This window comes from Streptomyces sp. NBC_00237, from assembly GCF_026342435.1.
GTDB lineage: Bacteria > Actinomycetota > Actinomycetes > Streptomycetales > Streptomycetaceae > Streptomyces.
Map to the genome: position 1 here is coordinate 1,092,283 of NZ_JAPEMT010000002.1, position 23,904 is coordinate 1,116,186.

Consider the following 23,904-nt stretch of genomic DNA (forward strand, 5'->3'; position numbering starts at 1 on the left):
GCGGCCGAGGTGTCTGGAAGTCAACTCGCGTGCCGCCATAGCGTCAAGGAGTAAACCCTTAACGAGATGACAACGGTGCCATCTATTCTTTGAATGAAGGCGGGTGTCGAACGTTGGTCTGTACCAAGCGAGTTGCCCAGCGAATTCACCGGCTGAGCCGTGTCCAACAGGGTCGAATCCCCCATTTCACTCAGTACGAGCGCGAGCGCGCCCAGCACCTCCGCGCGTCCGCCGAGCGCCCCCGGGAGCACGCTCAAATGCCGGGCCGCGCTGGGGATCGCGTACCGCGACACCGAGTCACGGATCGGCCCGAGCACCAGCTCGCCGGAGTCCGCGAGATCGCCGCCGAGGACGACCCGGCTGGGGTTGAGGAGGTTGCAGAGGTTCGCGACGCCGCTGCCGATGTGGCGGCCCACGTCGGCGATCACCCGGCGGCAGCCCGGGTCGCCCTCGCGGGCGAGCTGCACGACGCGCTCCATGGTCAGGTCCGGGCCGTGCGAGGGCATCAGCAGCGGCAGGACGTACCGGGCCGCCGTGAAGGTCTCCAGGCAGCCCCGATTGCCGCACCGGCAGACCGGGCCAGACTCGTCGAGCGTGATGTGGCCGATCTCCCCCGCGGTGCCGCCGGGGCCCCGGTAGACGCGGCCGTCTATCACCAGACCCGCACCGACGCCGCTGGCCACCTTGATGTACGCGAGGTCGCGCACGCCGCGCCCCGCGCCCCAGACGAGTTCGCCGAGCGCCCCGAGGTTCGCGTCGTTGTCGACGTACACCGGAACCCCGAGACGGGCCGCGAGCTCCTCGCTGGGGTTGATGCCCTGCCAGCCCGGCAGGATCGCGGTGGAGCCGAGAAGTCCTGACTCCACGTCGATGGGGCCCGGCACGCCGAGGCCGACGCCGATGACCTTGTCCTGGCTGATGCCGGTGGCCTCGATCAGCCGCTTCACCAGCTGTTCGGCGCGGTCGAAGCCCTGCGCGGCGGAGGCGTCGACGTCCAGCGGCTCGGACTCCTCGGCGAGCACCTGGTGGGCCAGGTTGCCGACGGCCACCCGCAGGTGGGTGTGGCCGAAGTCGACGCCGATGACGACGCCCGCGTCACCGCTGAGCGAGACGCTGCGGGCCCTGCGGCCGCCCGCCGAGGTGGGCGTGACCTCGACCGTTCCGCTTTCCTTCAGCTCGCGCACGATGTTGGAGACCGTGGCGGCGGAGAGCCCGGTGCTTCTCGCGATCTCGGCCTGGGTCAGCGAGCCCGCCATGCGCACCGCGCGCACGACCCGCTCCAGATTGGCCCGGTGCAGAGACGTCTGCGATCCCGGAGTCTCCATCGACTCATCCACTCCCGATCCTGTCGGGCGGCACGACGGCCGCCCGCTCCGGGGCCACGGCTGTGGGGCCCCGCTGTTCTTCCAACATGTGAACCCTAAGCAGAGTCTTCAGCGCCCGCTCCCGTCAAGAGCTGGACCGAAGAGGGGCGAGAACACGCCACAGCGCCCGCCGACCGGGGCCGACGGGCGCTGCGAGTGACACCGAAAACGTAGGGAAACGACTACTTCACGGAACCGGCGGTCAGTCCGGACACCACGTGCCGCTCGATGAACGCGAACAGGATGATCACCGGAATGATCGCGACCACCGACGCGGCGAAGAGGTAGTTCCACTCCACCGTGTAGGCCCCGATGAAGTTGTTGATGCCGACCGTGAGCGGCTGGCTGGCCGGGTCGGTGGTGAGGGTCAGGCCCATCGCGAACTCGTTCCAGGTCGTGATGAACGTGAAGATGAGCGCGGTCACCACGCCGGGCAGCGCCAGCGGCAGCGTCACCCGGATCATCGCGCCGAAGCGGCTGGTGCCGTCCACCATCGCCGCCTCCTCCAGCTCCGCCGGAATGGAGCCGATGTAGGCGGTCAGGATCCACACCGCGAAGGCCAGGTTGAAGGCCGCGTTGGTGATGATCAGCGTCCAGACCGAGTTGAGCATGCCCAACTGGTAGAACTCGCGGTACAGACCGATCAGCAGCGCCGTCGGCTGGAACATCTGGGTGACCAGCACGAGCAGCAGGAAGAACTTCCGGCCGCGGAACTTCATCCGCGCCGTGTAGTACGCGGCGGGCAGCGCCACCAGCAGCACCAGCACCGTCGCCCCGCCCGCGACCAGCAGCGTCACCTGGAGGTTCTGGCCGAGCTCGGACTGCTTCCAGACCTCGATGAAGTTCGACCACTCGAAGCTGCTCGGCAGGTAGGAGCGGTCGCGCAGCTCCGACTTCGGCCGCAGCGCCGTGACGATCATTTCGAGGTACGGGGCGAGGAAGAGCGCCGCGAGTCCCCAGGCCACCACGGCGATGACCAGGGTGCGCGGCCGGAAGGGCCGCTTCGGGGGCTTGACCGAGGGGCCCTGCGTCTTCGGCCGGTCGGCCGTAGCGGTGGCCATCAGTCCTCCTCGTTCCAGCGGCTGACCTTCAGGAAGATCAGTACGAGCACCACGACCAGCACGAAGTTGACGACCGACATGGCCGCCGACTCGCCGATGTCGGTCTCCTTCAGCTTGTACATGAACACCATCGAGGTGGACGTGTCGTAGCCCGGGCCGCCCTGGGTCATGGCCCAGATGATCGGGAAGGAGTTGAAGACGTTGATCAGGTTGATGACGATGCCGATCAGGAACGCCGGACGCAGCATCGGCAGGGTGATGAACCGGTACGTCTGCCAGGTCCCGGCGCCGTCGATGCGCGAGGCTTCGTACACCTCGCCGGGGATGGTCTGAAGACCCGCCAGCAGCGTGTACGTGGTGAAGGGCAGCGACACGAAGACGGCGACGGCCATCATCCACGGCCACGCGGTGGACGCGTCGCCCAGCCAGTCCTGGGGCCCGTCGATGAGACCGAGGTCCATCATCAGCGTGTTGAGCACGCCCGCGGTCTGGTTGAGCATCCACTTGAAGCCGATGGCCGTCATCAGCACGGACGCGGCCCAGGGGGCGATGAGCGCCCAGCGGGTGATCGTACGGCCGGGGAACTTCTGGTTGAACAGCTGGGCGAGGGCCAGCGAGATCAGCATCGTGAAGGCCACGACGACGACCGTCCAGAGGACCGTCCAGATCAGGACGGAGCCGAGGTCGGTCTCCTCGAACAGCTTCTTGTACTTGTCGGTTCCGGCGCTGCCGCGCACCTTGCCGGAGATGGAGATGTTGAGGAAGGAGGTGCGGATCAGCTCGACGACCGGCCAGACGACGACGAAGAGGATCAGCAGGATGACGGGCGCAATCCAGGGCAGCGGGCCGAGCCTGGCCAGTCCGCTGCGGCGACTCACCGGCCTGGGGTCGCGCCCGCCCCGTCCCCCGCCGGTCTCGGCGGGGGACGGAGGGGCCTTGAGTGACACGGTTTCTCCTGGGAGAGGGAGCGAGGTACGAAGGTGAACGGGCCCTTGCGGCGCGTTACTTTGCGGTCTTCGCCGCTTCCTCTGCCTTCTTCTGGAGGTCGTCCAGGACGGCCTTCGGGTCCTCGCTGGCCGCCTTGCCGCCGGTCTTCTTGATCTCGGCGGAGACGACGTCCCACGAGGTGTCGCTGACCGGGTAGAACTTGGCCTTCGGGAGCGCCGCGAAGAAGTCCTTCAGCTTGGCGTTCTTCGGGTCGGCCTGCATCGCGGCCGCCGCGTCCGTGGTGACGGGGATGAAGTTGTACATCCCCGAGAACTTCACCAGGTTGTCCTTGGTGTAGGTGAAGTCGAGGAACTTCTTGATGGCTTCCTTGCTGCCCTTGCCGTCCTTGAAGGCCATCGTCCAGTCACCGACGCCGAGGGTGGAGTCCAGCGGGCCCGACTTGCCGGGGATGCTCGCCATCCCGTATTCGACCTTGCCGTCCTCGGCCATCTTGACGACGCTCGGGTGGCCGTTCATCATGCCGACCTTGCCCGCCGCGAAGTCGGCGAAGGCCGTCTTGCGGTCCGTGGTGGCGGGGTTGGGGTAGGTGAGGCCGGGCTTGACCAGGTTGTCCTGGAGCCACTTGAAGGTCTCGACGTTCTGGGCGCTGTTGAGCGTGTACTTGCCGGCGTCGTCCTTGTAGCCGCCGCCGTTGCCCATCTCCCACATCAGGGTCTCGCCCTGGGTCTCCTCGGGACCGAGCGGGAGGGCGTACGGGATCTCCGCGGCCTTCTTCTCCTTGAGCTTCTTCGCCGCGTCGGCGACCTCGGCCCAGGTGGTCGGGGGCTTGGTGATGCCCGCGGTCGCGAACGCCTTCTTGTTGTAGAAGAACGTACGGGTGGAGGCCACCCACGGGATGCCGTAGGCGGCACCCTTGACCTTGCCCGCCTCGGCGAACCCGGGCGAGAGGTTGGCCTTGGTGGCGGGCGACATGACGTCGTCGACCTTGTAGAGCAGGTCGTCGGCGACCTTGTCGGCGTAACCGCCGGTCTGGAGGATGTCGGGCTCGTTGCCCGCCGCGATCATGGTCTTCACGGTCTTGTCGATGTCGTTCCAGTTGATGACCTGGAGCTCGACCTTGTACCCGGCGTTGGCGGCCTCGAAGTCCTTGGCGACCTTCTCCCAGAACGGCTTCGAGGCGTCGGCCGCGCTCGTGCCGTAGTCGGCGGCGACGACCTTGATGGTCTTGCCCTTGGCGTCGTCCCCGCCGCCGCCCCCGTCACCGTCTCCACCGCAGGCACTCAGCCCCAGTGCCATCACGAGCGTTGCCGCACCGGTGGCGATAACCCGATTCCTCATGCTTCCAACCCTTCGACCTCAGCGTCGACTTGCTGCATTGACCGGGGGTCTGCCCCCGGACCACCGGCCGGGCGAAGATCTCCCCGCAGCGCCGTGGCACGGACACTACTCACGCCGCGCGAAGGCGCAACAGGTTTAGACCACTTTCGTGTCCAAGCCGAAATCAAGCTTCAACAGGGTTCCTTCACAAGTCACTTCGGGTCTACGTACGGTCACAGCCTTGCTGACGATCCGGCTACTTGGGCGCTCCGACCAAAGCGCCTACTTGAGCGCTCCCGCGGTGAGCCCCGCCTGCACCTGCCGCTGGAAGACCGCGTACACGACGAGCACGGGGACCATCGCGATGGTCAGCCCCGCGAACAGCGCGCCCCAGTCGCCCCGGTAACCCTGCGCGATGGCCAACGAGGCGAGCCCCTGAGGGAGTACGTAGCTGGACTCGTTCTCGTTGTTGAGCAGCAGCGGCAGCAGGTACTGGTTCCACTGGCCGAGGAAGTTGAAGATGCCGATGCTCACCAGGCCCGGCTTGGCCATCGGCAGCATGATCTGGAAGAACGTCCGGGTGTGGGACGCGCCGTCCACCATGGCCGCCTCCTGCACGCCGGTGGGCAGCGTGCGGAAGAAGGAGGTCAGGAAGAAGGTGGTGAAGGGCAGCGAGTAGGCGATGTACGCGATGATCAGCCCGGCCCGCGTGTCCAGGAGCTGGAAGTTCTCCATGACCGCGAAGAGCGGTACGAGCGCCAGGATGACGGGGAACATCATGCCGCCCGCGAACAGCAGGAAGACGAACTTGTTGCCGGGGAAGGTGAAGCGGGCGATGACGTACGCCGCCATCGAGCCCAGCAGCATGGTGCCGGTCAGCGAACCCGCCAGGATGATCAGCGAGTTGACGGCGTACTGCCCGATGTGTGCCTGTGTCCACGCGTTCGCGAAGTTCGCCCAATGGAAGGAGGAGGGCAGTCCCATCGGGTCGTTGAGGATGTCGACCGAGGTGCGGAACGCGGTGATCGCGACCCAGATCAGCGGGCCCGCCGCCATCAGGGTCCACAGCACCAGGAAGGCGTGCGAGAAGACGTTGAGGGTGCCGCCGCCCTCCTTGACCTTGACCTGGTCGGCCCTGGACAGACGGTCCTGACGGCCCTTGGTGATGGTGCTCATGACGGTGGTCTCTCCCGCTCTCAGTATTCGATCCGGTCGCGGTTCCCGAGCCGCATGATGATCAGGGAGAACACCACGCTGAGCAGGAGGAGTACGACACCGATGGCGGTCGCGTAGCCGAACTGGCCCTCGCGGAACCGCTCGTAGAGGAAGACCGGGGTCACCTTCATGGCGTGCGAGGGCATCATCACGAGCACGATCGCGAAGGAGTCCAGGGCCTGGATGCCCATGTAGACCCAGCCCGTGCGCACGGTGTCCCAGATCAGCGGGAGGGTCACCTTGAAGAAGGTGGTGCCCCGGCCCGCGCCGTCGAGGAGCGCCGCCTCGTAGATGTCCTTGGGGATCCCGCCCATCGCCGCCGAGAACAGCACCACGTAGAAGCCGACGAAGCTCCAGCAGATGACGGTGAGTACGGCGATGAGGGCGAGGCCGTACTCGCCGCCGAGCCAGGCGGGGCCCTTGATGCCGAAGAGGTCGAGGCCGCCGTTGACCAGCCCTGCGTTGGTGTTGAAGACCCGGCCCCAGACCACCGCGATGATGGCGACGGAGAGGACCTGCGGGAAGAAGTACACGATCTTGTAGAGCGAGGAGCCCGCGACGCCGGAGATGGCCTGGCCCTTACGGTGCCTGCCGCCCGCCGTGATCATGTACGCGAAGAAGATGCCGAGGACGAGCGTGACGACCGGGGCGACCACCAGGAGGGTCAGGCTGGTGGTCGTGGAGTCCCAGAAGCGTTCGTCGTTCCACATTTTGACGAAGTTGTCGAAACCGATGAAGTTGGCCACCGGCCCGCCGGACCAGTCGGTCAGCGAGTAGTAAATCGCCTGCACGAAGGGCGAGATGACGAATATCGCGTAGAAGGCGAGGGGAATCGCCAGGAATCCCGCGACGAAGCGGTATTTGTCGAGCGTCCGGTATCGCCGGTCGTAGCGGACGCTCATGGGGGTGAATCGGGGCGGCAGAAGTACCGCCGCGTAGAACAACAGCCGGTTGGGAGGCTTCGCCGCCCGCTTCTCAGTACTCATGCCGCTCCGATTCCACCCGTCGTGCTCAACCAGCTTTTGTTCAGGACTTCTTGATCTTCGTGATGTCGGGGTCGGCCGCCACCCGGTCCGCAGCCTTCTGCATGGTCTCCAGGGCTTCCTTGGTCGTCATGCGGCCCATCATGAAGGCGCCCATCACCTTGTCGAAGTCCGCCGTGAACAGTTCGGCGTACCACTCCTTCCACATGGGGATGACGATGTTGTCCCCGGCGGCGGTGATGGCCTTCTGGGAGCTGTCGGTGCCCGGCGGCAGCTGCATGCCGTCGATGGCGCCCTTGAGCGCGGGGATGCCGCCGGTCTCCTTGAAGAGGTTGACCGACGCCTCCTTGCTGTACATCATCCGCATCCACTCCAGACCGCCCTGTACGTTCGCGGCCTTGGCCGGGACGATGAAGGGCTCGCCGGGCGGCGAGTACAGCGTGCCGAAGGGCAGCTTGTCGCCGGAGGAGAGCGACGGGGTCGCGCCGACGGTCATGCCGAAGCCCTGCGGGGTGGTGTCCTTGGCCTCGTTCTCCACCCAGGAGCCGTTGGGCACGAAGACGCACTTGCCCTTGGTCCAGGCGGTCTGCATCTCGGTGTGGCCCTGCGGGCCGTCGAAGCCGGTCAGCACGTACTTCTTGGCGACGAGCTCCTCGAACGCCTCGAAGACGGACTTCACGGCGTCGCTCTTCCAGGCGTTCGGCTCCAGGTAGTCCATCGCCTCGACCGCCTCACGGCCGCCGACCTGCGCGAACATCGCGTACATCGAGAAGAGCATGTAGCGCGGGTGGCCGCCCGGGTAGCTCCAGCCGTGGATGCCCTTGTCCTTGGCCTTCTTGCAGACCGCGAGCATCTCGTCCCAGGTCTTGGGGTACTGGGCCTCCAGGGTCTCCTCCAGCATGCGCTTGGAGTACCAGTTGCCGTAGACCGTCATGGCGATGTTGAGCTGGTAGCAGCCCTTGGTGCCGAAGGCGCCCATGGCCTGCATCGCCGGGTAGAGACTGTCGCGGACAGTGACCTTGGGGTCGTCCCAGGAGGGCGCGTCCAGCATCTCGGTGAAGTCGGCGACCTGCTTGTTGGTCACCAGCTTGCCGATGTTCATCTGGTCGGCGCCGGAGTTGTTGATGACGTCCGCCGCCGGGTTGCCCCGGACGATCTTCGGCTGGAGCTGGGTGGCGATCTTCTCCGTGGCCTTCTGGTCGACCTTCGCCTTGGGGTGGTTCTTGGCGTACATGTCGCTGACGAACTTGGCGTACTTGTCCTTGTAGCCGCCGTTGAAGATGTACACCGCGAGGGCGGCGTCCTCCTTCACCCCGAGCGGGTTCTTGGCGGACTTCTCGCCCTTCTCGCCGCCCTTGTCCTTCTCGCCGCCGCCGCCACCGGCGGCACAGGAACTCAGGGCGCCGATTCCGGGCAGCGCCAGCAGGCTCACGCCCGCGGTCCGCTTCAGCACATCACGACGATTGACGTTGGTGGGTCCCATGCTCAAGTCCTCGCCTTCTCCAGGACTCAGGCGGTGTACCGGTACGCCCCCGTAAGGAATTCGCCTACGGCGAAGGGCCCCGCCACCGCGGTCAGATGACTTGAATGACTCTTGGACTTAACTCTTGAACTCTTGGACGGAACTCGTGGACGAAACTCGTGGACGCGACTCTCGGGGCGCAACTCTGAGGCGCAACTCTTGGACACAGCTCTTGGACAGACCCGTCGCGCCCGGCGAATGACCCCGCATCCGGTTTCCCGTCCCTGCGGACGCCGATAGGTATAGTCCAGTTCCCGTCAACTGGGCAAGATCCAAAGCAAGGTTGACCGGGCATCTTTCCCGAGTTGAGACCTCTTGGATATCCGCGCGCACATTTGTCCAACTGACGCCTCCCCAACATCCTTGACATCACTGGATACTTGGCTCACCACTGAGAGCGCTTGAGCATGTGACAACGTTGTCTAAGCGAAGGAAGCACCAGGATGCAGCCCAGACCCAGACGCACGGGAACCAGACGTCACAGAGGAACCACGGCGGCCCTCGCGTGCCTCGCCGCGAGTGCCCTGTCGGTGACCCTGCTGGCCCCGTCCGCCGCCGCCGACCCCGGGAAGCCGGGGCGACCCGCGCCCGCGGACCGGACGTTCAGCTCCTCCTTCGAGGCGGGCGAACCCGCCCCCGCGTGGCGGGACACCGTCGAGACCGACTCCCGGGGCCGCAAGAAGTCCTCCGGCGTCGACGGCGGCGAGTCCCCCGGCATCCCGGGCAACGTCACCGACCGGGTCACCGACCTGCGGGCCAGTGCCGAGAACGCGGCGGGCGGCGAGGTCAAGGAGAACCTGATCGACGTCACGCCCGGCAGCAAGTGGCTGGCGTTCGTGTCCACCGGATGGGTGGAGTTCGACCTCGACGCGCCGACCAAGGTGGTGACGTACGCGCTCACCTCGGCCAACGACCACGCCGAACGCGACCCGAAGGACTGGGAGCTCCAGGGCTCGGCCGACGGCAAGGCGTGGACGACGCTGGACACGCGGAAGGGCGAGACCTTCGCCTCCCGCTTCCAGACCAAGACGTACGACGTCACGAACGACACCGCGTACCAGCACTACCGGCTGAACATCACCGCGAACGGCGGCGCACCGATCCTTCAGCTCGCGGACGTCCAGTTCTCGAACGGGGACACCTCGACGCCGACGCCCGAGGACATGCGCAGTCAGGTGGACCGAGGCCCCTCCGGCTCCCCCACCGCCAAGTCGGGCGCCGGCTTCACGGGCAAGCGGGCGCTGCGCTACGCGGGCACGCACAAGCCGGGCGGGCGGGCGTACTCGTACAACAAGGTCTTCGACGTGAACACGCGCGTCGGCCGGGACACCGAGCTGTCCTACCGCGTCTTCCCCCAGCTCCCGGCGGGCGAGAAGGGCGCGGACCTCAACTACCCCGCGACGAACGTCGCCCTGGACCTCGCCTTCACCGACGGTACGTACCTGAGCGACCTGCGCGCCCTCGACCAGCACGGCGCGGTCCTCTCCCCGCAGGGCCAGGGTGCTTCCAAGACCCTGTACGCCAACCAGTGGAACCACAAGGCGTCCCGGATCGGCTCGGTCGCGGCGGGCAAGACGATCGACCGCATCCTGGTCGGCTACGACAACCCGAAGGGCCCGGCGGAGTTCCGGGGCTGGGTGGACGACGTACGGATCGCGGAGAAGGCGCCCGAGAAGCGGCTCGACCGGCTCTCGGACTACGCGCTCACCACGCGCGGCACCCAGTCCAGCGGCTCGTACTCGCGCGGCAACAACATCCCGGCGACGGCGGTCCCGCACGGCTTCAACTTCTGGACGCCGGTCACGAACGCGGGCTCCACGAGCTGGCTGTACGACTACGCGCGCGGCAACAACGCCGACAACCTGCCGCAGTTGCAGGCTTTCAGCGCGAGCCACGAGCCGAGCCCCTGGATGGGCGACCGGCAGACCTTCCAGGTGATGCCCTCGGCGGTGTCCGGCACCCCGGACGCCACCCGTACCACCCGCGCGCTCCCCTTCCGCCACGAGAACGAGACCGCGAAGCCGCACTACTACGGCGTGACCTTCGAGAACGGTCTGCGCACCGAGATGACGCCGACCGACCACGCCGCGATGATGCGCTTCACCTTCCCCGGCGACGACGCCAGCGTCATCTTCGACAACGTCTCCAACGACGGCGGACTCACCCTCGACCCCGCGACCAGCTCCTTCACCGGCTTCTCCGACGTGAAGAGCGGCCTGTCGACGGGCGCGACCCGCCTCTTCGTGCACGGCGTCTTCGACGCTCCCGTGACGGCGAGCGGGAAGCTGAGCGGCGGCGGAGGCGACGACGTGACGGGCTACCTCCGCTTCAAACCCTCCGCGCAGAAGCAAGTCACCCTCCGCCTCGCCACCTCCCTCATCAGCGTCGACCAGGCGAAGCAGAACCTGGCCTCGGAGATCCCTGCGGGCTCCCGCTTCGAGCGGATCCGCGACCGCGCCCAGGACGCCTGGGACCGCATCCTGGGCCGCGTCGAGGTCGAGGGCGCGAGCCACGACCAGCTGACCACCCTCTACTCCAGCCTGTACCGGCTGTACCTCTATCCCAACTCCGGCCACGAGAAGGTGAACGGGAAGACCCAGTACGCCAGCCCCTTCTCCCCGCAGACCGGCCCGGACACCCCCACCCGCACGGGCGCGAAGATCGTCGACGGTGAGGTCTTCGTCAACAACGGCTTCTGGGACACCTACCGCACGACCTGGCCCGCGTACTCCTTCCTCACTCCGAAGACGGCGGGCCGCCTGGTCGACGGCTTCGTGCAGCAGTACAAGGACGGCGGCTGGATCTCGCGCTGGTCCTCCCCCGGCTACGCGGACCTGATGACCGGCACCTCGTCGGACGTCGCCTTCGCCGACGCGTACGTCAAGGGCGTCGACTTCGACGCTTCCTCGGCGTACGAAGCGGCTCTGAAGAACGCCACCGTCCTGCCGCCCTTCTCCGGCGTCGGCCGCAAGGGCATGGACACCTCCCCGTTCCGGGGCTACGCCTCGACCAAGACCCACGAGGGCCTCTCCTGGTCCCTGGAGGGCTACCTCAACGACTACGGCCTCGCGAAGATGGGCGAGGCCCTCTACGAGAAGACGAAGAAGCCCCGCTACCGCGAGGAATCCGCCTACTTCCTCAACAGGGCCCAGAACTACGTGAAGCTGTTCGACTCCACGGCGGGCTTCTTCCAGGGCCGCGACCTCAAGGGCGACTGGCGCGTCCCCTCCGCTTCGTACGACCCCCGGATCTGGGGCCACGACTACACCGAGACCAACGGCTGGGGCTACGCCTTCACCGCCCCGCAGGACAGCCGGGGCCTCGCCAACCTGTACGGCGGGCGCTCGGGCCTGGCCGGGAAGCTCGACGCGTACTTCACCACCCCGGAGACGGCGTCGCCCGAGTTCGCGGGTTCATACGGCAGCGTCATCCACGAGATGACCGAGGCGCGCGACGTCCGGATGGGCATGTACGGCCACTCCAACCAGGTCGCCCACCACGCCACCTACATGTACAACGCGGCCTCGCAGCCCTGGAAGACGCAGTCCAAGGTCCGCGAGGTCCTCTCCCGTCTCTACACGGGCAGCGAGATCGGCCAGGGCTACCACGGCGACGAGGACAACGGCGAGCAGTCGGCCTGGTACCTCTTCTCGGCGCTCGGCTTCTACCCCTTGGTCATGGGCAGCGGCGAGTACGCCGTCGGCTCCCCGCTCTTCACCAGGGCCACCGTCCGCCTGGAGAACGGCCGCACCCTGACCGTGCGCGCCCCGAAGAACAACGCGAAGAACGTCTACGTCCAGTCCCTGAAGGTCAACGGCCGCGCCTGGAACTCCACCGCGCTCCCCCACGACCTCCTCGCCCGGGGCGGCACGCTGGACTTCGCGATGGGCGACCGCCCGTCCGCCTGGGGCTCGGGCCGGGGCGCGGCTCCCGTCTCGATCACCCGCGACGACAAGGTCCCGACACCCCGCACGGACGCCCTGACCGGGGCCACGGGCCCCCTCTTCGACGACTCCTCGGTGACGGAGGCCCCACTGCCCCCGGAGACGACCCTGCCGGTGACCGCCCCCACCCGCGCCCTCCAGTACACGCTGACCTCGTCGGACCGCACGAAGGCCCCGACCGGCTGGACCCTGGAGGGCTCCGAGAACGGCACCACGTGGAAGGCCCTGGACCGCCGCACGGACGAGACCTTCGCCTGGGACCGGCAGACGCGGGTCTTCACGGTGTCGTCCCCGGGAACGTACCGGCACTACCGGCTGGTGACGAAGGGCACATCGGCGGTGGCAGAGCTGGAACTACTATCCTGACCTGCTGAAACACAGCTCACGGACGGGATGGAGCCGACAGCGGAACCATCCCGTCCGTGAAAGCTCGGTAGATTCCCGGATGGTGTGTTCGGTGATCCCGAAGAGGAAATGAGCCCTACGGCAGTGAGCATCACAAGCACGGTGGCCCCGGCCATGAGTCCGCAGGTTCCCGCCGATCCGGAGCCGCCAGCCATACCCACCCCCCGTCGCCCGCGCATCGCCGCGCTGGACGGGCTGCGGCTGTTCGCCGCGCTCGCGGTGGTGGCGTACCACTTCGTCAACCGCGAGGGCGCCTGGTCGGCGGATGCCAAGGGGCTCTTCCCCGCACTGTTCCCCGTGACGGCGTACGGCTGGCTCGGAGTGCAGCTCTTCTTCCTGATCAGCGGGTTCGTCATCTGCATGAGCTGCTGGGGGAAGTCGGTCGGCGACTTCTTCACCTCACGGGTGGTGCGGCTGTTCCCCGCCTACTGGTTCGCGGTCATCGCCACCACGGTGGTCCTCCTGCTGACCGTCGGACGCAAGGCACTGCCCTCGTGGGGCGACATCCTCACCAACTTCACCATGCTGCAAGAAGCGTTTGGCGTGGAGCACGTCGACGGGGTGTACTGGACCCTCTTCGCGGAGCTGCGCTTCTACCTGCTGTTCGCCCTGCTGACCTGGTGGGGGCTGACGTACCGCCGGGTGCTCGGCTTCTGCTGGGCGTGGGTGGTGGCGAGTGCCGTCTTCGCGAACTACGACGACGGACCGCTGCGGCTGCTGGTGATGCCTGACTACAGCTGGTACTTCATCGCGGGCATCGCCTTCTACCTGATCCACAGGTTCGGGCCGAACCTGCTGCTCACGGGGCTGGTGCTGGTGTGCTTCTGTGCGTCCCTGCCCTTCGTGCACTCCGCCTGGGGGAACATCCACAAGTACATCGGGCACCAGGTGCCGTTCTGGCCGGTCGTGCTGATCCTCGCCGGGTGCTTCGCGGTGATGGCGCTCGTCGCGACGGGGCGGCTGACGTGGATCCAGTGGCGTTGGCTGCCGTACGCGGGAGCCCTGACGTACCCGCTCTACCTGCTGCACCAGAACATCGGGCGGCAGATCATCCAGGCGCTGGAATCGTCGCTCTCCCCGTACGCGGTGCTGGGTGCGGCGATCGGTTCGCTGCTGGTGGCGTCGTGGTTGGTGCACCGGCTGGTGGAGAGGCCGGTGGGGCGGCTGCTCACGCAGGGCATGCGGAAGGCGGCTGCGCAGGTGCGGGCCGCGGATCCGGCCTCCTGACGTCGATCTTCTGAATTCCTCCACGTAATCTTTGCATCCTGCGACGGCCGCCGAACCCCGGCGGCCGTCTTCTTCGACGGACGGCCGACCTGACCAGTGGGCCGCCCCCGATTCCGTGAAGGCGCTGTCATGTCCCTCTTCCGGCGTTTCGCTGCGCGTGGCTCCACCGACTCCGTCGCTGTCGGGAACACCGCTTCCTCTGCCACCGGTACGGCTCCCCACCTGCACGTCTGCGCGCACACCGACGACGACCTGTACTTCATGTCGCCGGACCTGCTGCACACCGTCCGGGCGGGCATACCCGTCGTCAGCGTGTACCTGACGACCGGCGAGGCCGACGGACTGAACTACGCGATGGACGATCCGGCGCGGAAGACCGCCGCGCCCGACTACGCCGGTTACACCGCCGCCCGGCAGCACGGCATCCGGGCCGCCTACGCCTCCATGGCGACCGGCGACCGGCGGGCCGACTGGGTGCGCGGCACCCTGCCGGTGCGGGACGGCGGCACGGCCGAGGTCAGCACCCTGACGGTGCCGGGGCGGGGTCCGATCACCCTGGTCTTCCTCAATCTGCGCACCTGTGTGGCGCTCCCGGACCAGAAGCTCCTGCGCCTCTGGTCGGAGGAGCTCACGGAGCTGGGCGCGCTGCGTCCTTCCGGCAGTCCGCTGCCCGCCGAGCTCCGGCCGCTCACCCGGGACGGCCTCATCGGCACCCTGGCGGACCTGCTGGGCACGTACGCGCCCGCCGTGGTGCGGGTGATGAACCCCGACCCGGCGCGTGCCTCGTACGACAAGGCCACCGACTCCGTCTCGCACTGCGACAACAGCGACCACACGGCCGCGGCCTTCTTCGCGCTGGCCGCCCTGCGCCGGTACGAGAACGAGAACCCGGCGCACCGGCCCGCCGTCGAGAGCTACTCGGGCTACTGCAACAAGCTCCTGCCGAACAATCTGAGCGCCGACGCCCTGGCCGAGAAGTTCCACCACCTCGCGGTGTACGGCGGCGAGGACGGGCACGAGTGCCGCGAGGAGCCGGGGGCGTGCGGCGACCGGCCGCTCGGCAACCGCGCGTACAACCGCTACTACGGGCAGAGCACCACCCACCGCTGGAGCCCCGGCACCGACTGGCTGCACCTGCGGGGCGACGGCCGCCTCGCCGCGTTCGGCGTGCTCGGGGGGCGGCCCGTGACCTGGACGCAGAACGCGCCGGGCGGCACGGAATGGGACGGTCCGCAGCCGCTGGGCAGCTGGCCCGCCGAGGACGTCGAGGGCCGCTGCCTGCCCCGGATCGAGGTCGTACGGGACGGGCAGGGCCTCCTGCACGCCTTCGCGCTGCGGGCCGCTCTCGGCCCGAGCGGGGACGACCACCGGCGGGAGGTCGTGCACGCCCAGCAGACCGGCACGGACGGCGAGTTCGGCGCGTGGAACAACCTGGGCAGTCCGCACGGCGCGCACAACGCCGACCGGCGGCGCTCGCTCGGCATGCCCGTCGCCGTCGTCACCTCGTCGGGGCGTCCGATGATCATGGTACGGAACTTCGGCACCGGCCTCAGCGCCCGCAACGCCTCCGCCGACGGCTGGGGCGCCTGGCGCGACCTGGCCGGGGGCTCGCTGGACGGCGCCGCCGCGATCACCCTGAGCCGGGGCGTCACCGAGGTGTACGCCACCACCGGGACCAGCATGCTCCGCTGGCACCAGGCGCGTCCTGGGGCTCCCCTCAGCCGGGACTACGGGACGCTGCTGCACCGCCCCGCCGCCCGGGTGACCCTGCTGGAGCAGACCGACGGCCGCCTGCTGATGGTGTCCCGGCAGCCCAACACGGGCTGGCTGCTGGCCACTCGGCAGCACGAGGCGGGCGGTACCTGGAACACGCAGCCCGAACTCCTCGACATCGCACCGGGGTTCGGCCCCGTGGCGGCGGCCGTACACCCCGACAAGGGGTCGGTCGTGCTCGTTCAGCGTCGTGACGACGGGTCCCTGACGTGGAGTCAGCAGCCGTTGGACGGAAGCGAGTTCGGTGGCAAGTGGGTGCCGTTCGGGAGTGGTCCCGTCACGCACCAGCCCTCGGTCGCCTTCGACGCGCAGGGACGGGCGACGGTGGCGGTGCTGGACGCGCAGGCGCGGCTGCGGTCCTACCGGGTCGGGGCCTGAGGACCCGGTCGTACGCAACCTCCCGGTCGTACGAGACCCCCGGGGCCCCCGTTCCTAGGAGCGGGGGCCTTCCGCGTGCACGCTGCCGCCGCTCCGGCGGGTGCCCGCCCACGCCTCCCAGAGGGCCGCGTAACGGCCCCCCGCCGCCCGGAGTCCGTCGTGCGTGCCGGTCTCGACGACGCGGCCCGCGTCCAGGACGACCACGCGGTCGGCGGTGGCCGCCTGGGTGAGGCGGTGCGCCACGATGAGTGCCGTACGGCCTTCGACCGCGCGGGCCGCCGCCTTCTCCAGGGCGCGCGCCCCGGTGCTGCCCGCCTCCGCCGTGGCCTCGTCGAGGATGGCGACCGGGGGGTCGGCGAGGACCAGGCGGGCCAGTGCCAGGGACTGGGTCTGGGCGCTGGTGAGCCGGTGGCCGCCGTCGCCGACGACCGTGGCGAGCCCTTCGGGAAGCGCTTCGGCCCAGGTCAGGGCGTCGACGCGGGCGAGGGCCTCGCGCAGTTCGCCGTCGCTCGCGCCGGGGCGGGCCAGGCGCAGGTCCTCGGCGAGGGGGCCGGAGAAGACGTGGGTCTCCTGGGTGACCAGGGCGACGGCCCGGCGGACGGCGGCCGGGCCGAGGTCGGCGAGGTCCGCGCCGCCGAGGCGGATCGTTCCCGCCGTGGGCCGGTGGATGCCCGCGATCAGCTTGGCCAGGGTGGTCTTGCCCGCGCCGCTCGCGCCGACGAGGGCGACCTTCTCGCCGGGGGCGAGGGTCAGGTCGATGCCGTGCAGGACGGGGTGGCCGTTCTGGTACGCGTGCGAGAGTCCGGTGACCGTCACGGACGCGTCCTGGGCCGAGGCCGGGCGCTTCGGTTCCTCGGGGAGCGGGAGGTCGGCGACGCCGACGAGGCGGGAGAGTCCCGCGGTGGCCTTCTGCGCGTCGTCGAGGAGGACCAGGGCCGCGTTGATCGGCCCGAAGAGGCTGTGGAAGTACAGGGCGGCGGCGGTCGCGGTGCCCAGCGAGGCGGAGCCGTCACGGACCAGCCAGTACCCGACGCCGAGGACGGCGGCGAGCCCGATGAACTCGCCGACGTGCAGTCGGCAGTAGAAGCTCAGGACCAGCTTCACGCCCCGCATGGTGATGTCGACGGCCGCCCGGGAGCGGGTGGTGACGCGCTCGGTGTGGTCCTTCTCCAGACGCAGCGAACGCACGGTGGTGGCCCCGCCGATGGTGGCGAGGAGCTGCTGCTGGAGCTTGCCGGTGACCACGCGCTGCTCCGCGTACAGGGGGACGGCCCCGCGCACGTACCAGCGTGCGGTGTACGCCTGCACGGGCACGGCGAGCAGCGCGGCCACCAGGAACCGCCAGTCGAGGATGGCCATCGCGCCGAGCGTCAGCACGATGGCGACGACGGAGCGCGCCAGTTCCGGCAGCGCGGAGCGGACGGCGTCCGCGACGAGCGAGACGTCTCCGGTGACGCGGACGGTGAGGTCGCCGGACCCCGCCTTCTCGACCCGTTCCAGCGGCAGCCCGAGCACGCGCTCGACGAATCGTTCCCGCAGCCGGGCGAGGACGGTCTCGCCGAGTTCGGCGATGCGCGAGACGCCGATGCCGGTGAGCACGCCCTGAACGACGGCGACGGCGACGAGCAGCAGGACGACGACGGTGATCGCGTCGACGCCGCCTCCTTCTCCCGCCGCGACGTCGACGATCCGGCCCAGCAGCGGCTGTGTGAAGAGCCCCACGGCGGTCGCGACGACGAGCGTGCCGAAGCCGCCGAGGGCGAGCAGCCGGTGCGGCCGGGCGAGTTCCCGTACGGCGGCCCGGGTGCGGGCGGAGGTGGCGATGGGCAGCAGAACGGAGTCCTGTGCCTCGGCCTGGGTCTCGGCCTGGGTCTCGGCCTCGACGGCAGGGCTGGTCGCGGACGTACGGGTCATGAGAGCACCGCCGTGCGGTAGGTGTCGTAGCGGTCGAGGAGTTCGGCGTGTGCCGCCGTGTCCGTCACGCGTCCGTCTTCGAGGAAGAGGACCCGGTCGGTGACGGCGAGCAGGGCCGGGCTGGTGGCGACGACGAGGGTCGTACGTCCCTGCCTGATGTCCCGCACCCCGGCGGCGATCCTGGCCTCGGTGACCGCGTCGACGGCGGTGGTCGGGTCGTGCAGGACGAGCACGGGCGGGTCGGCGGCGAGCGCGCGGGCCAGGGCGACGCGCTGGCGCTGGCCGCCGGAGAGGGAGCGCCCGCGTTCGGTGACGGGGGTGGCGGTGCCCTCGGGCAGGGTCTCGGCGACCTCGTCGGCGCCGGACGCGGCGAGCGCGGGGCCGAGGTCGCGGCCCGTGGGTGCGGCGGCGGCGATGTTCTCGGCGAGGGTGCCCTCGAAGAGGTCGGCGTCGTGGTCCGCGACGAGTACGGCGGTACGTATGCGGGCCGGGTCGAGTTCCGTGTACGCCGTACCGTCCAGTACGACGGAGCCGCTCTCGGGGTCGCCCCGGCGGCCGAGGCAGCTGAGCAGGGCGGCGGCGTCGGCGGGGTCGGGTGCGACGACGCCGAGGAGTTCGCCGGGCTCGGCGGAGAGGTCGACGGCGTGGAGGGTGCCGTGGCTGACCCGCTCCAGCCGTATCCGCCCGGCGAAGACGGGGGTGCCCTCGAAGAGGCCGGGGTCGTGGTCCGCGACGAGTACGGCGGGCTCCGCCCCCAGCAGCTCCGCGATCCGGGTCGCCGAGGCGCGTCCCTGGGCGAACTTCGCGGCGATCCACGACATCCCGGAGAGCGGTCCGAGCAGGAAGAGCGCGAGGCCGACCGCCGAGACGAGTTCGCCGATGCTGATGTCACCGGAAGCGGCGAGCCGCCCGCCGACGTACGCGACGAGCGCGATGAAGGCTCCGGTGAGCATCAGGATGACCGCGCCCTGCCACGCCTGCGCCCGCGCCGCCCGCAGCGTCGCGGCGAGCGCGTCGCGGCTGGTGCCCCGGTAGCGGGCGAGCGCGGCGGACTCCGCGCCGATGCCCTTGAGGACGCGCAGCCCCGCGACCAGGTCGGCGGCGGTGCCCGAGGCGTCCGCCGCGCTCTCCTGCTCGCCGTGGCTGCGCCGCTCCAGGGGCTTGCCGAGCAGCTGCCCGAGCCACAGCAGCAGCGGCGTCCCCAGCAGGACGACGAGGCCGAGCGGAAGGGATATCCGTACGAGCACGACCGCACTCACGAGGACGGCGGTGAACGCGGACACCCCCACGATCGACGCCATGCTGACCAGCCCGACCCGTCGGGCGTCCTCGGTGGCGATGCTGGTCAGAGCGCCGGGCAGGCGCCCTTCGTCAGCGCCGCCGCGCGGGTCGACGACGCGCTCGACGAGCTGGATCCGCAGCTTGTGCGCGGCCTTCTCGGCGGAGCGCTCCCAGGCGCGGGCCCCGTAACGGAAGCTGTAGGACAGCACGACGTACAGGACGGCGAGCGCGGCCAGCCACCACAGCAGCAGGCCGCCGTCGCTCTGTCCGACGGCGCGGTCGACGACGAGGCCGATGACGACGGGCACGAGCGCTTCGGCCGCCTGGTGGGAGGCCCCGAGGACGCTGCCGAGCGCGAGCTCGCGCCGCTGCCCGCGAAAGGAGCGTCTCAGTACGTCGCGTCCTGACAGGACCGTTCGTCCCGGGAGGGCCGTCGCCCCCGCTGTGTTCCTCCGCATGTGCCGCCTCACTCGAAAAGCCCAGGTAAGGCTAACCTAAGAGCTTTGACGCTGGATCACCGGAGGAGCGGACGGACCGCCACACATCACGCCGAAGCGCCCGTCCCATCCCTCCCACGGGCCTCAATAACCCCTGGCATCCGCATAGTTGGCGTGTGAAGATACCGTGACCAATTCCTGCCGAACTTGTGGCGCGTGTCAGCCGTTCCGCGCCACGGCTCCTTCCTGCCTCCGGAGAACCGCATGGCGAAAAACACCTCCCGCACGCCCGGGCGCTTCCTGTCCCGCCTGACCGTCGCCACGCTCGCCGCGGCCCTCATCGGCACCACGGCCGGCGTGGCCCAGGCCGGGGACGCCCCGAAGCCGACCGGCTCCATCGCCGGTGCCCAGGACGGCGTCCAGGGCAAGGCCGCCGCACCGCAGAAGACCCGCGCCGCCGCCGCACCCCTGGCCGCCGCGGCCGTCCTCCAGCCGCTGATGGGCGTCGCGGGCGACAACCTGTACTTCTACGACCCGAACTGGAAGGGGGGTTACGGGTCCGCCCAGTTCGCCACCGACACGTGGGGCGACCTCAAGGCCGCCACCCAGGCCGACCAGAACGGCGACGGCATCGCGGAAGCCGCGTGGGCGATCGCCAAGGACGGTCACCTGTACTTCCTCCAGGAGGAACCGAGCCGCCACGTGGGTGGCGGCTGGAACACCTACAACCGCGTCTTCTCCCCGGGCGACCTGGCGGGAGCACAGGGCTACGACCTCCTCGCCCGCGACGGCGCGGGCGTGCTGTGGCTCTACCTCGGCTACGCCAACGGCGACGTCACCAAGCGCTACCGGATCGGCAGCGGCTGGGGCCAGTACACCCAGATCGCCGGCACCGGTGACATCAGCGGCGACGGCAAGTCCGACATCGTGGCCCGCGACGGGTCCGGCACTCTCTGGCTCTACCAGGGAACCGGCAGCACGGCCGCGCCGTTCAAGGCCCGCGTGAAGGTGGGCGCGGGCTGGAACACGTACAACACGCTCGTGGGCGCGGGCGACCTCGACGGCGACGGCATCGCGGACCTCGTGGCCCGTGGCAACGACGGCACGCTGTGGCGCTACTCGGGTGCCGGGGACGCGAAGGCCCCGTACAAGGCCCGCGTGAAGATCGGTACCGGTGGCTGGAACAAGTACCGGTTCCTCTTCTAGTACCGGGAAGCTCACACAATTCCGGGAAGCTCACGCGGTTCCGGGAAGCTCACAGCACGAGGGCCGCACCCCCTTCCGGGAGTGCGGCCCTTGTGTGCCCTGTGCCTACCGCGCCACTAGCTGCGGATCAGCGAGCGCAGCACGTACTGAAGGATGCCGCCGTTGCGGTAGTAGTCCGCCTCGCCGGGGGTGTCGATGCGCAGCTTCGCGTCGAACTCGACGTCGCCCGCCACCACGTGGAGCGTCTCCGGGATGCCACCGTCGTTGAGGCCGGTGACGCCCGTGATGGAGAAGGTCTCCTCGCCGGTCAGGCCCAGGGAGGCGGCCGAAGCGCCCTCCGGGTACTGGAGCGGGAGGACGCCCATGCCGATCAGGTTCGAGCGGTGGATGCGCTCGTACGACTCGGCGATGACGGCCTTGACGCCGAGGAGCGCGGTGCCCTTGGCCGCCCAGTCGCGGGACGAGCCCGAGCCGTACTCCTTGCCCGCCAGGATGACCAGCGGGGTGCCCGCGGCCTGGTAGTTCTGCGAGGCGTCATAGATGTACGACACGGGGGCGTCGGCCTGCGTGAAGTCACGCGTGAAGCCGCCCTCGGTGCCCGGCGCGATCTGGTTGCGCAGGCGGATGTTGGCGAAGGTGCCGCGGATCATGACCTCGTGGTTGCCGCGACGCGAGCCGTACGAGTTGAACTCGCGACGCTCGACGCCGTGCTCCGTGAGGTACTGACCGGCCGGGGTGTCGGCCTTGATCGCACCGGCCGGGGAGATGTGGTCGGTGGTGACCGAGTCGCCCAGCTTGGCCAGCACGCGCGCACCGGCGATGTCCTCGACCGGGGTCGTCTCCATCGTCATGCCCTCGAAGTACGGGGGCTTGCGCACGTAGGTGGACTCGTTGTCCCACTCGAAGGTGTTGCCGGTCGGGATCGACAGCGCCTGCCACTGGGCGTCACCCGCGAAGACGTCCTGGTAGGACTTGTTGAACATGTCCTCGCCGATGGAGTTGGCGACGACGTCGTTGACCTCGGCCTCGGTCGGCCAGATGTCGGCGAGGAAGACCGGCTTGCCGTCCTGGTCGATGCCCAGGGCGTCCTTGGTGATGTCGACCTTCATCGAACCGGCGATGGCGTACGCGACGACCAGCGGCGGGGAGGCCAGGTAGTTCATCTTGACGTCGGGGTTGATGCGGCCCTCGAAGTTGCGGTTGCCCGAGAGCACCGACGTCACGGCCAGGTCGTGGTCGTTGACGGCCTTGGAGACCTCCTCGGGCAGCGGGCCCGAGTTGCCGATGCAGGTGGTGCAGCCGTAGCCGACCAGGTTGAAGCCGACCTTGTCGAGGTAGGGGGTGAGCCCGGCCTTGTCGAAGTAGTCGGTGACGACCTTGGAGCCCGGGGCGAGGGTGGTCTTGACCCACGGCTTGCGGGTCAGGCCCTTCTCGACGGCCTTCTTCGCGACGAGCGCGGCGGCGACCATCACGTACGGGTTCGAGGTGTTGGTGCAGGAGGTGATGGCCGCGACCGTCACCGCACCGTGGTCCAGCTCGTACGTCGACCCGTCGGCGGCGGTCACGGTGACCGGGTTGGACGGCACGCCGTTGGTGGAGGCCGGGGCGTCGGAGGCCGGGAAGGACTCCTTGCCCGCCTCCTCGTCGTCGGCGACGTAGTTGCGGACGTCCAGCGCGAACTGCTGCGAGGCGTTGGCGAGGACGATGCGGTCCTGCGGGCGCTTCGGACCGGCGATCGAGGGAACGACCGTCGACATGTCGAGTTCGAGCTTCTCGGAGAAGTCGGGCTCGGCGGCCGGGTCCAGCCACAGACCCTGCTCCTTGGCGTACGCCTCGACGAGCGCGACCTGCTGGGCGTCGCGGCCGGTCAGACGCAGGTACTTCAGCGTCTCGTCGTCGATCGGGAAGATCGCGGCGGTGGAGCCGAACTCCGGCGACATGTTGCCGATGGTGGCGCGGTTGGCCAGCGACGTCGCGGCCACACCCTCGCCGTAGAACTCGACGAACTTGCCGACGACGCCGTGCTTGCGCAGCATCTCGGTGATGGTCAGCACCAGGTCGGTGGCGGTCGTGCCGGCCGGGAGCTCGCCGGTCAGCTTGAAGCCGACGACGCGCGGGATCAGCATGGAGACCGGCTGGCCGAGCATCGCGGCCTCGGCCTCGATGCCGCCGACGCCCCAGCCCAGCACACCCAGGCCGTTGACCATGGTGGTGTGCGAGTCGGTGCCGACGAGGGTGTCGGGGTACGCCTGACCGTTGCGCACCATGACCGTACGAGCGAGGTGCTCGATGTTGACCTGGTGGACGATGCCGGTGCCCGGCGGGACGACCTTGAACTCGTCGAAGGCGGTCTGGCCCCAGCGCAGGAACTGGTAGCGCTCCTTGTTGCGGCCGTACTCCAGCTCCACGTTCTGCTGGAAGGCGCCCGCGGTGCCGAACTTGTCGGCGATGACGGAGTGGTCGATGACCAGCTCGGCCGGGGCGAGCGGGTTGATCTTCGCCGGGTCGCCGCCCAGCTCCTTCACGGCCTCACGCATGGTCGCCAGGTCCACGACGCAGGGCACGCCGGTGAAGTCCTGCATGATCACGCGGGCCGGCGTGAACTGGATCTCCTGGCTGGGCTGCGCCTGGGAGTCCCAGTTGCCGATCGCGCGGATGTGGTCGGCGGTGATGTTCGCGCCGTCCTCCGTGCGGAGCAGGTTCTCCAGCAGCACCTTCAGGCTGTAAGGGAGGCGCGCGGAGCCCTCGACCTTGTCCAGCTTGAAGATCTCGTACGACTCGTCACCCACGCGCAGCGTGCTGCGGGCGTCGAAGCTGTTCGCCGACACGACAGTCTCCTTCAGTCAAAAAAGTGCGCGTTCTACCGCAATACAGCAATCCTGCCGCCACGACTCCGGGCCGACCCGCTAAGGTAAGGCTTAGTTAGGTA

The 23,904-nt window shown here is 69.0% G+C and carries 14 protein-coding genes; 4 read left to right on the plus strand and 10 right to left on the minus strand.

The genetic code is table 11. From position 1 onward, the window contains the following. Window positions 1-20: 20 nt before the first annotated feature. The 7 genes from OG897_RS19010 to ngcE form a co-directional block, all read right to left on the minus strand. Window positions 21-1,325 carry an ROK family transcriptional regulator gene (locus OG897_RS19010; protein ID WP_266658353.1) on the minus strand — a complete coding sequence of 435 codons (1,305 nt, stop codon included), beginning with the start codon at window positions 1,323-1,325 and terminating at the stop codon, window positions 21-23. Window positions 1,326-1,546: 221 nt separating this feature from the next. Further along, window positions 1,547-2,425 carry a carbohydrate ABC transporter permease gene (locus OG897_RS19015; RefSeq protein ID WP_266658355.1) on the minus strand — a complete coding sequence of 293 codons (879 nt, stop codon included), beginning with the start codon at window positions 2,423-2,425 and terminating at the stop codon, window positions 1,547-1,549. Then, on the minus strand, window positions 2,425-3,372 hold the full coding sequence (locus tag OG897_RS19020) for a carbohydrate ABC transporter permease (RefSeq protein WP_266658358.1): 948 nt from the start codon (window positions 3,370-3,372) through the stop codon (window positions 2,425-2,427). The genes OG897_RS19015 and OG897_RS19020 overlap by 1 nt, the downstream gene beginning before the upstream one ends. 55 nt (window positions 3,373-3,427) lie before the next feature. After that, complete coding sequence (locus OG897_RS19025; RefSeq protein ID WP_266658360.1) at window positions 3,428-4,711, minus strand: extracellular solute-binding protein; 1,284 nt, start codon at window positions 4,709-4,711, stop codon at window positions 3,428-3,430. 261 nt (window positions 4,712-4,972) lie between these two features. Then, the gene (locus tag OG897_RS19030) at window positions 4,973-5,866 is read right to left on the minus strand and encodes a carbohydrate ABC transporter permease (RefSeq protein WP_266658362.1); all 894 of its coding nucleotides are present in this window, start codon (window positions 5,864-5,866) and stop codon (window positions 4,973-4,975) included. A gap of 20 nt (window positions 5,867-5,886) precedes the next feature. Beyond that, window positions 5,887-6,807 (minus strand): carbohydrate ABC transporter permease, encoded by a 921-nt coding sequence (locus tag OG897_RS19035; protein ID WP_266660309.1) that lies wholly within the window; start codon window positions 6,805-6,807, stop codon window positions 5,887-5,889. Between the two features lie 124 nt (window positions 6,808-6,931). Beyond that, complete coding sequence (gene ngcE / locus OG897_RS19040; protein WP_266658364.1) at window positions 6,932-8,371, minus strand: N-acetylglucosamine/diacetylchitobiose ABC transporter substrate-binding protein; 1,440 nt, start codon at window positions 8,369-8,371, stop codon at window positions 6,932-6,934. A 482-nt stretch (window positions 8,372-8,853) separates the two neighbouring features. Here ngcE and OG897_RS19045 point away from each other — a divergent pair, with 482 nt between their 5' ends. The 3 genes from OG897_RS19045 (at window position 8,854) to OG897_RS19055 (ending at window position 16,137) form a co-directional block, all read left to right on the plus strand. After that, on the plus strand, window positions 8,854-12,720 hold the full coding sequence (locus tag OG897_RS19045; RefSeq protein WP_266658366.1) for a GH92 family glycosyl hydrolase: 3,867 nt from the start codon (window positions 8,854-8,856) through the stop codon (window positions 12,718-12,720). Between the two features lie 123 nt (window positions 12,721-12,843). Beyond that, window positions 12,844-13,986 (plus strand): acyltransferase, encoded by a 1,143-nt coding sequence (locus tag OG897_RS19050; protein ID WP_266658368.1) that lies wholly within the window; start codon window positions 12,844-12,846, stop codon window positions 13,984-13,986. Between the two features lie 129 nt (window positions 13,987-14,115). Beyond that, entirely contained in the window at window positions 14,116-16,137 is a 2,022-nt protein-coding gene (locus OG897_RS19055; RefSeq protein ID WP_266658370.1) for a PIG-L family deacetylase, read from the plus strand. A 54-nt stretch (window positions 16,138-16,191) separates the two neighbouring features. Here OG897_RS19055 and OG897_RS19060 read toward each other — a convergent pair whose 3' ends face one another. Beyond that, window positions 16,192-18,051 (minus strand): ABC transporter ATP-binding protein, encoded by a 1,860-nt coding sequence (locus tag OG897_RS19060; protein WP_266658372.1) that lies wholly within the window; start codon window positions 18,049-18,051, stop codon window positions 16,192-16,194. Further along, complete coding sequence (locus OG897_RS19065; RefSeq protein WP_266658374.1) at window positions 18,048-19,790, minus strand: ABC transporter ATP-binding protein; 1,743 nt, start codon at window positions 19,788-19,790, stop codon at window positions 18,048-18,050. Before OG897_RS19065 ends, OG897_RS19060 begins: the two co-directional genes overlap by 4 nt. A gap of 243 nt (window positions 19,791-20,033) precedes the next feature. Between OG897_RS19065 and OG897_RS19070 the strand changes: the two genes are divergently transcribed. Then, on the plus strand, window positions 20,034-20,975 hold the full coding sequence (locus tag OG897_RS19070; RefSeq protein WP_266658376.1) for a VCBS repeat-containing protein: 942 nt from the start codon (window positions 20,034-20,036) through the stop codon (window positions 20,973-20,975). Window positions 20,976-21,091: 116 nt separating this feature from the next. On the opposite strand, the gene acnA is transcribed toward OG897_RS19070, so the two are convergent. After that, window positions 21,092-23,803 (minus strand): aconitate hydratase AcnA, encoded by a 2,712-nt coding sequence (acnA, locus tag OG897_RS19075; protein ID WP_266658378.1) that lies wholly within the window; start codon window positions 23,801-23,803, stop codon window positions 21,092-21,094. Window positions 23,804-23,904: the final 101 nt, after the last annotated feature.

Coding starts and splice junctions, on each gene's coding strand:
- OG897_RS19010 (WP_266658353.1), bottom strand. CDS start 1,325: ATGGAGACTCCGGGATCGCAGACGTCTCTGCACCGGGCCAATCTGGAG.
- OG897_RS19015 (WP_266658355.1), bottom strand. CDS start 2,425: ATGGCCACCGCTACGGCCGACCGGCCGAAGACGCAGGGCCCCTCGGTC.
- OG897_RS19025 (WP_266658360.1), bottom strand. CDS start 4,711: ATGAGGAATCGGGTTATCGCCACCGGTGCGGCAACGCTCGTGATGGCA.
- OG897_RS19030 (WP_266658362.1), bottom strand. CDS start 5,866: ATGAGCACCATCACCAAGGGCCGTCAGGACCGTCTGTCCAGGGCCGAC.
- OG897_RS19035 (WP_266660309.1), bottom strand. CDS start 6,807: ATGAGCGTCCGCTACGACCGGCGATACCGGACGCTCGACAAATACCGC.
- ngcE (WP_266658364.1), bottom strand. CDS start 8,371: ATGGGACCCACCAACGTCAATCGTCGTGATGTGCTGAAGCGGACCGCG.
- OG897_RS19045 (WP_266658366.1), top strand. CDS start 8,854: ATGCAGCCCAGACCCAGACGCACGGGAACCAGACGTCACAGAGGAACC.
- OG897_RS19055 (WP_266658370.1), top strand. CDS start 14,116: ATGTCCCTCTTCCGGCGTTTCGCTGCGCGTGGCTCCACCGACTCCGTC.
- OG897_RS19060 (WP_266658372.1), bottom strand. CDS start 18,051: ATGACCCGTACGTCCGCGACCAGCCCTGCCGTCGAGGCCGAGACCCAG.
- OG897_RS19065 (WP_266658374.1), bottom strand. CDS start 19,790: ATGCGGAGGAACACAGCGGGGGCGACGGCCCTCCCGGGACGAACGGTC.
- OG897_RS19070 (WP_266658376.1), top strand. CDS start 20,034: ATGGCGAAAAACACCTCCCGCACGCCCGGGCGCTTCCTGTCCCGCCTG.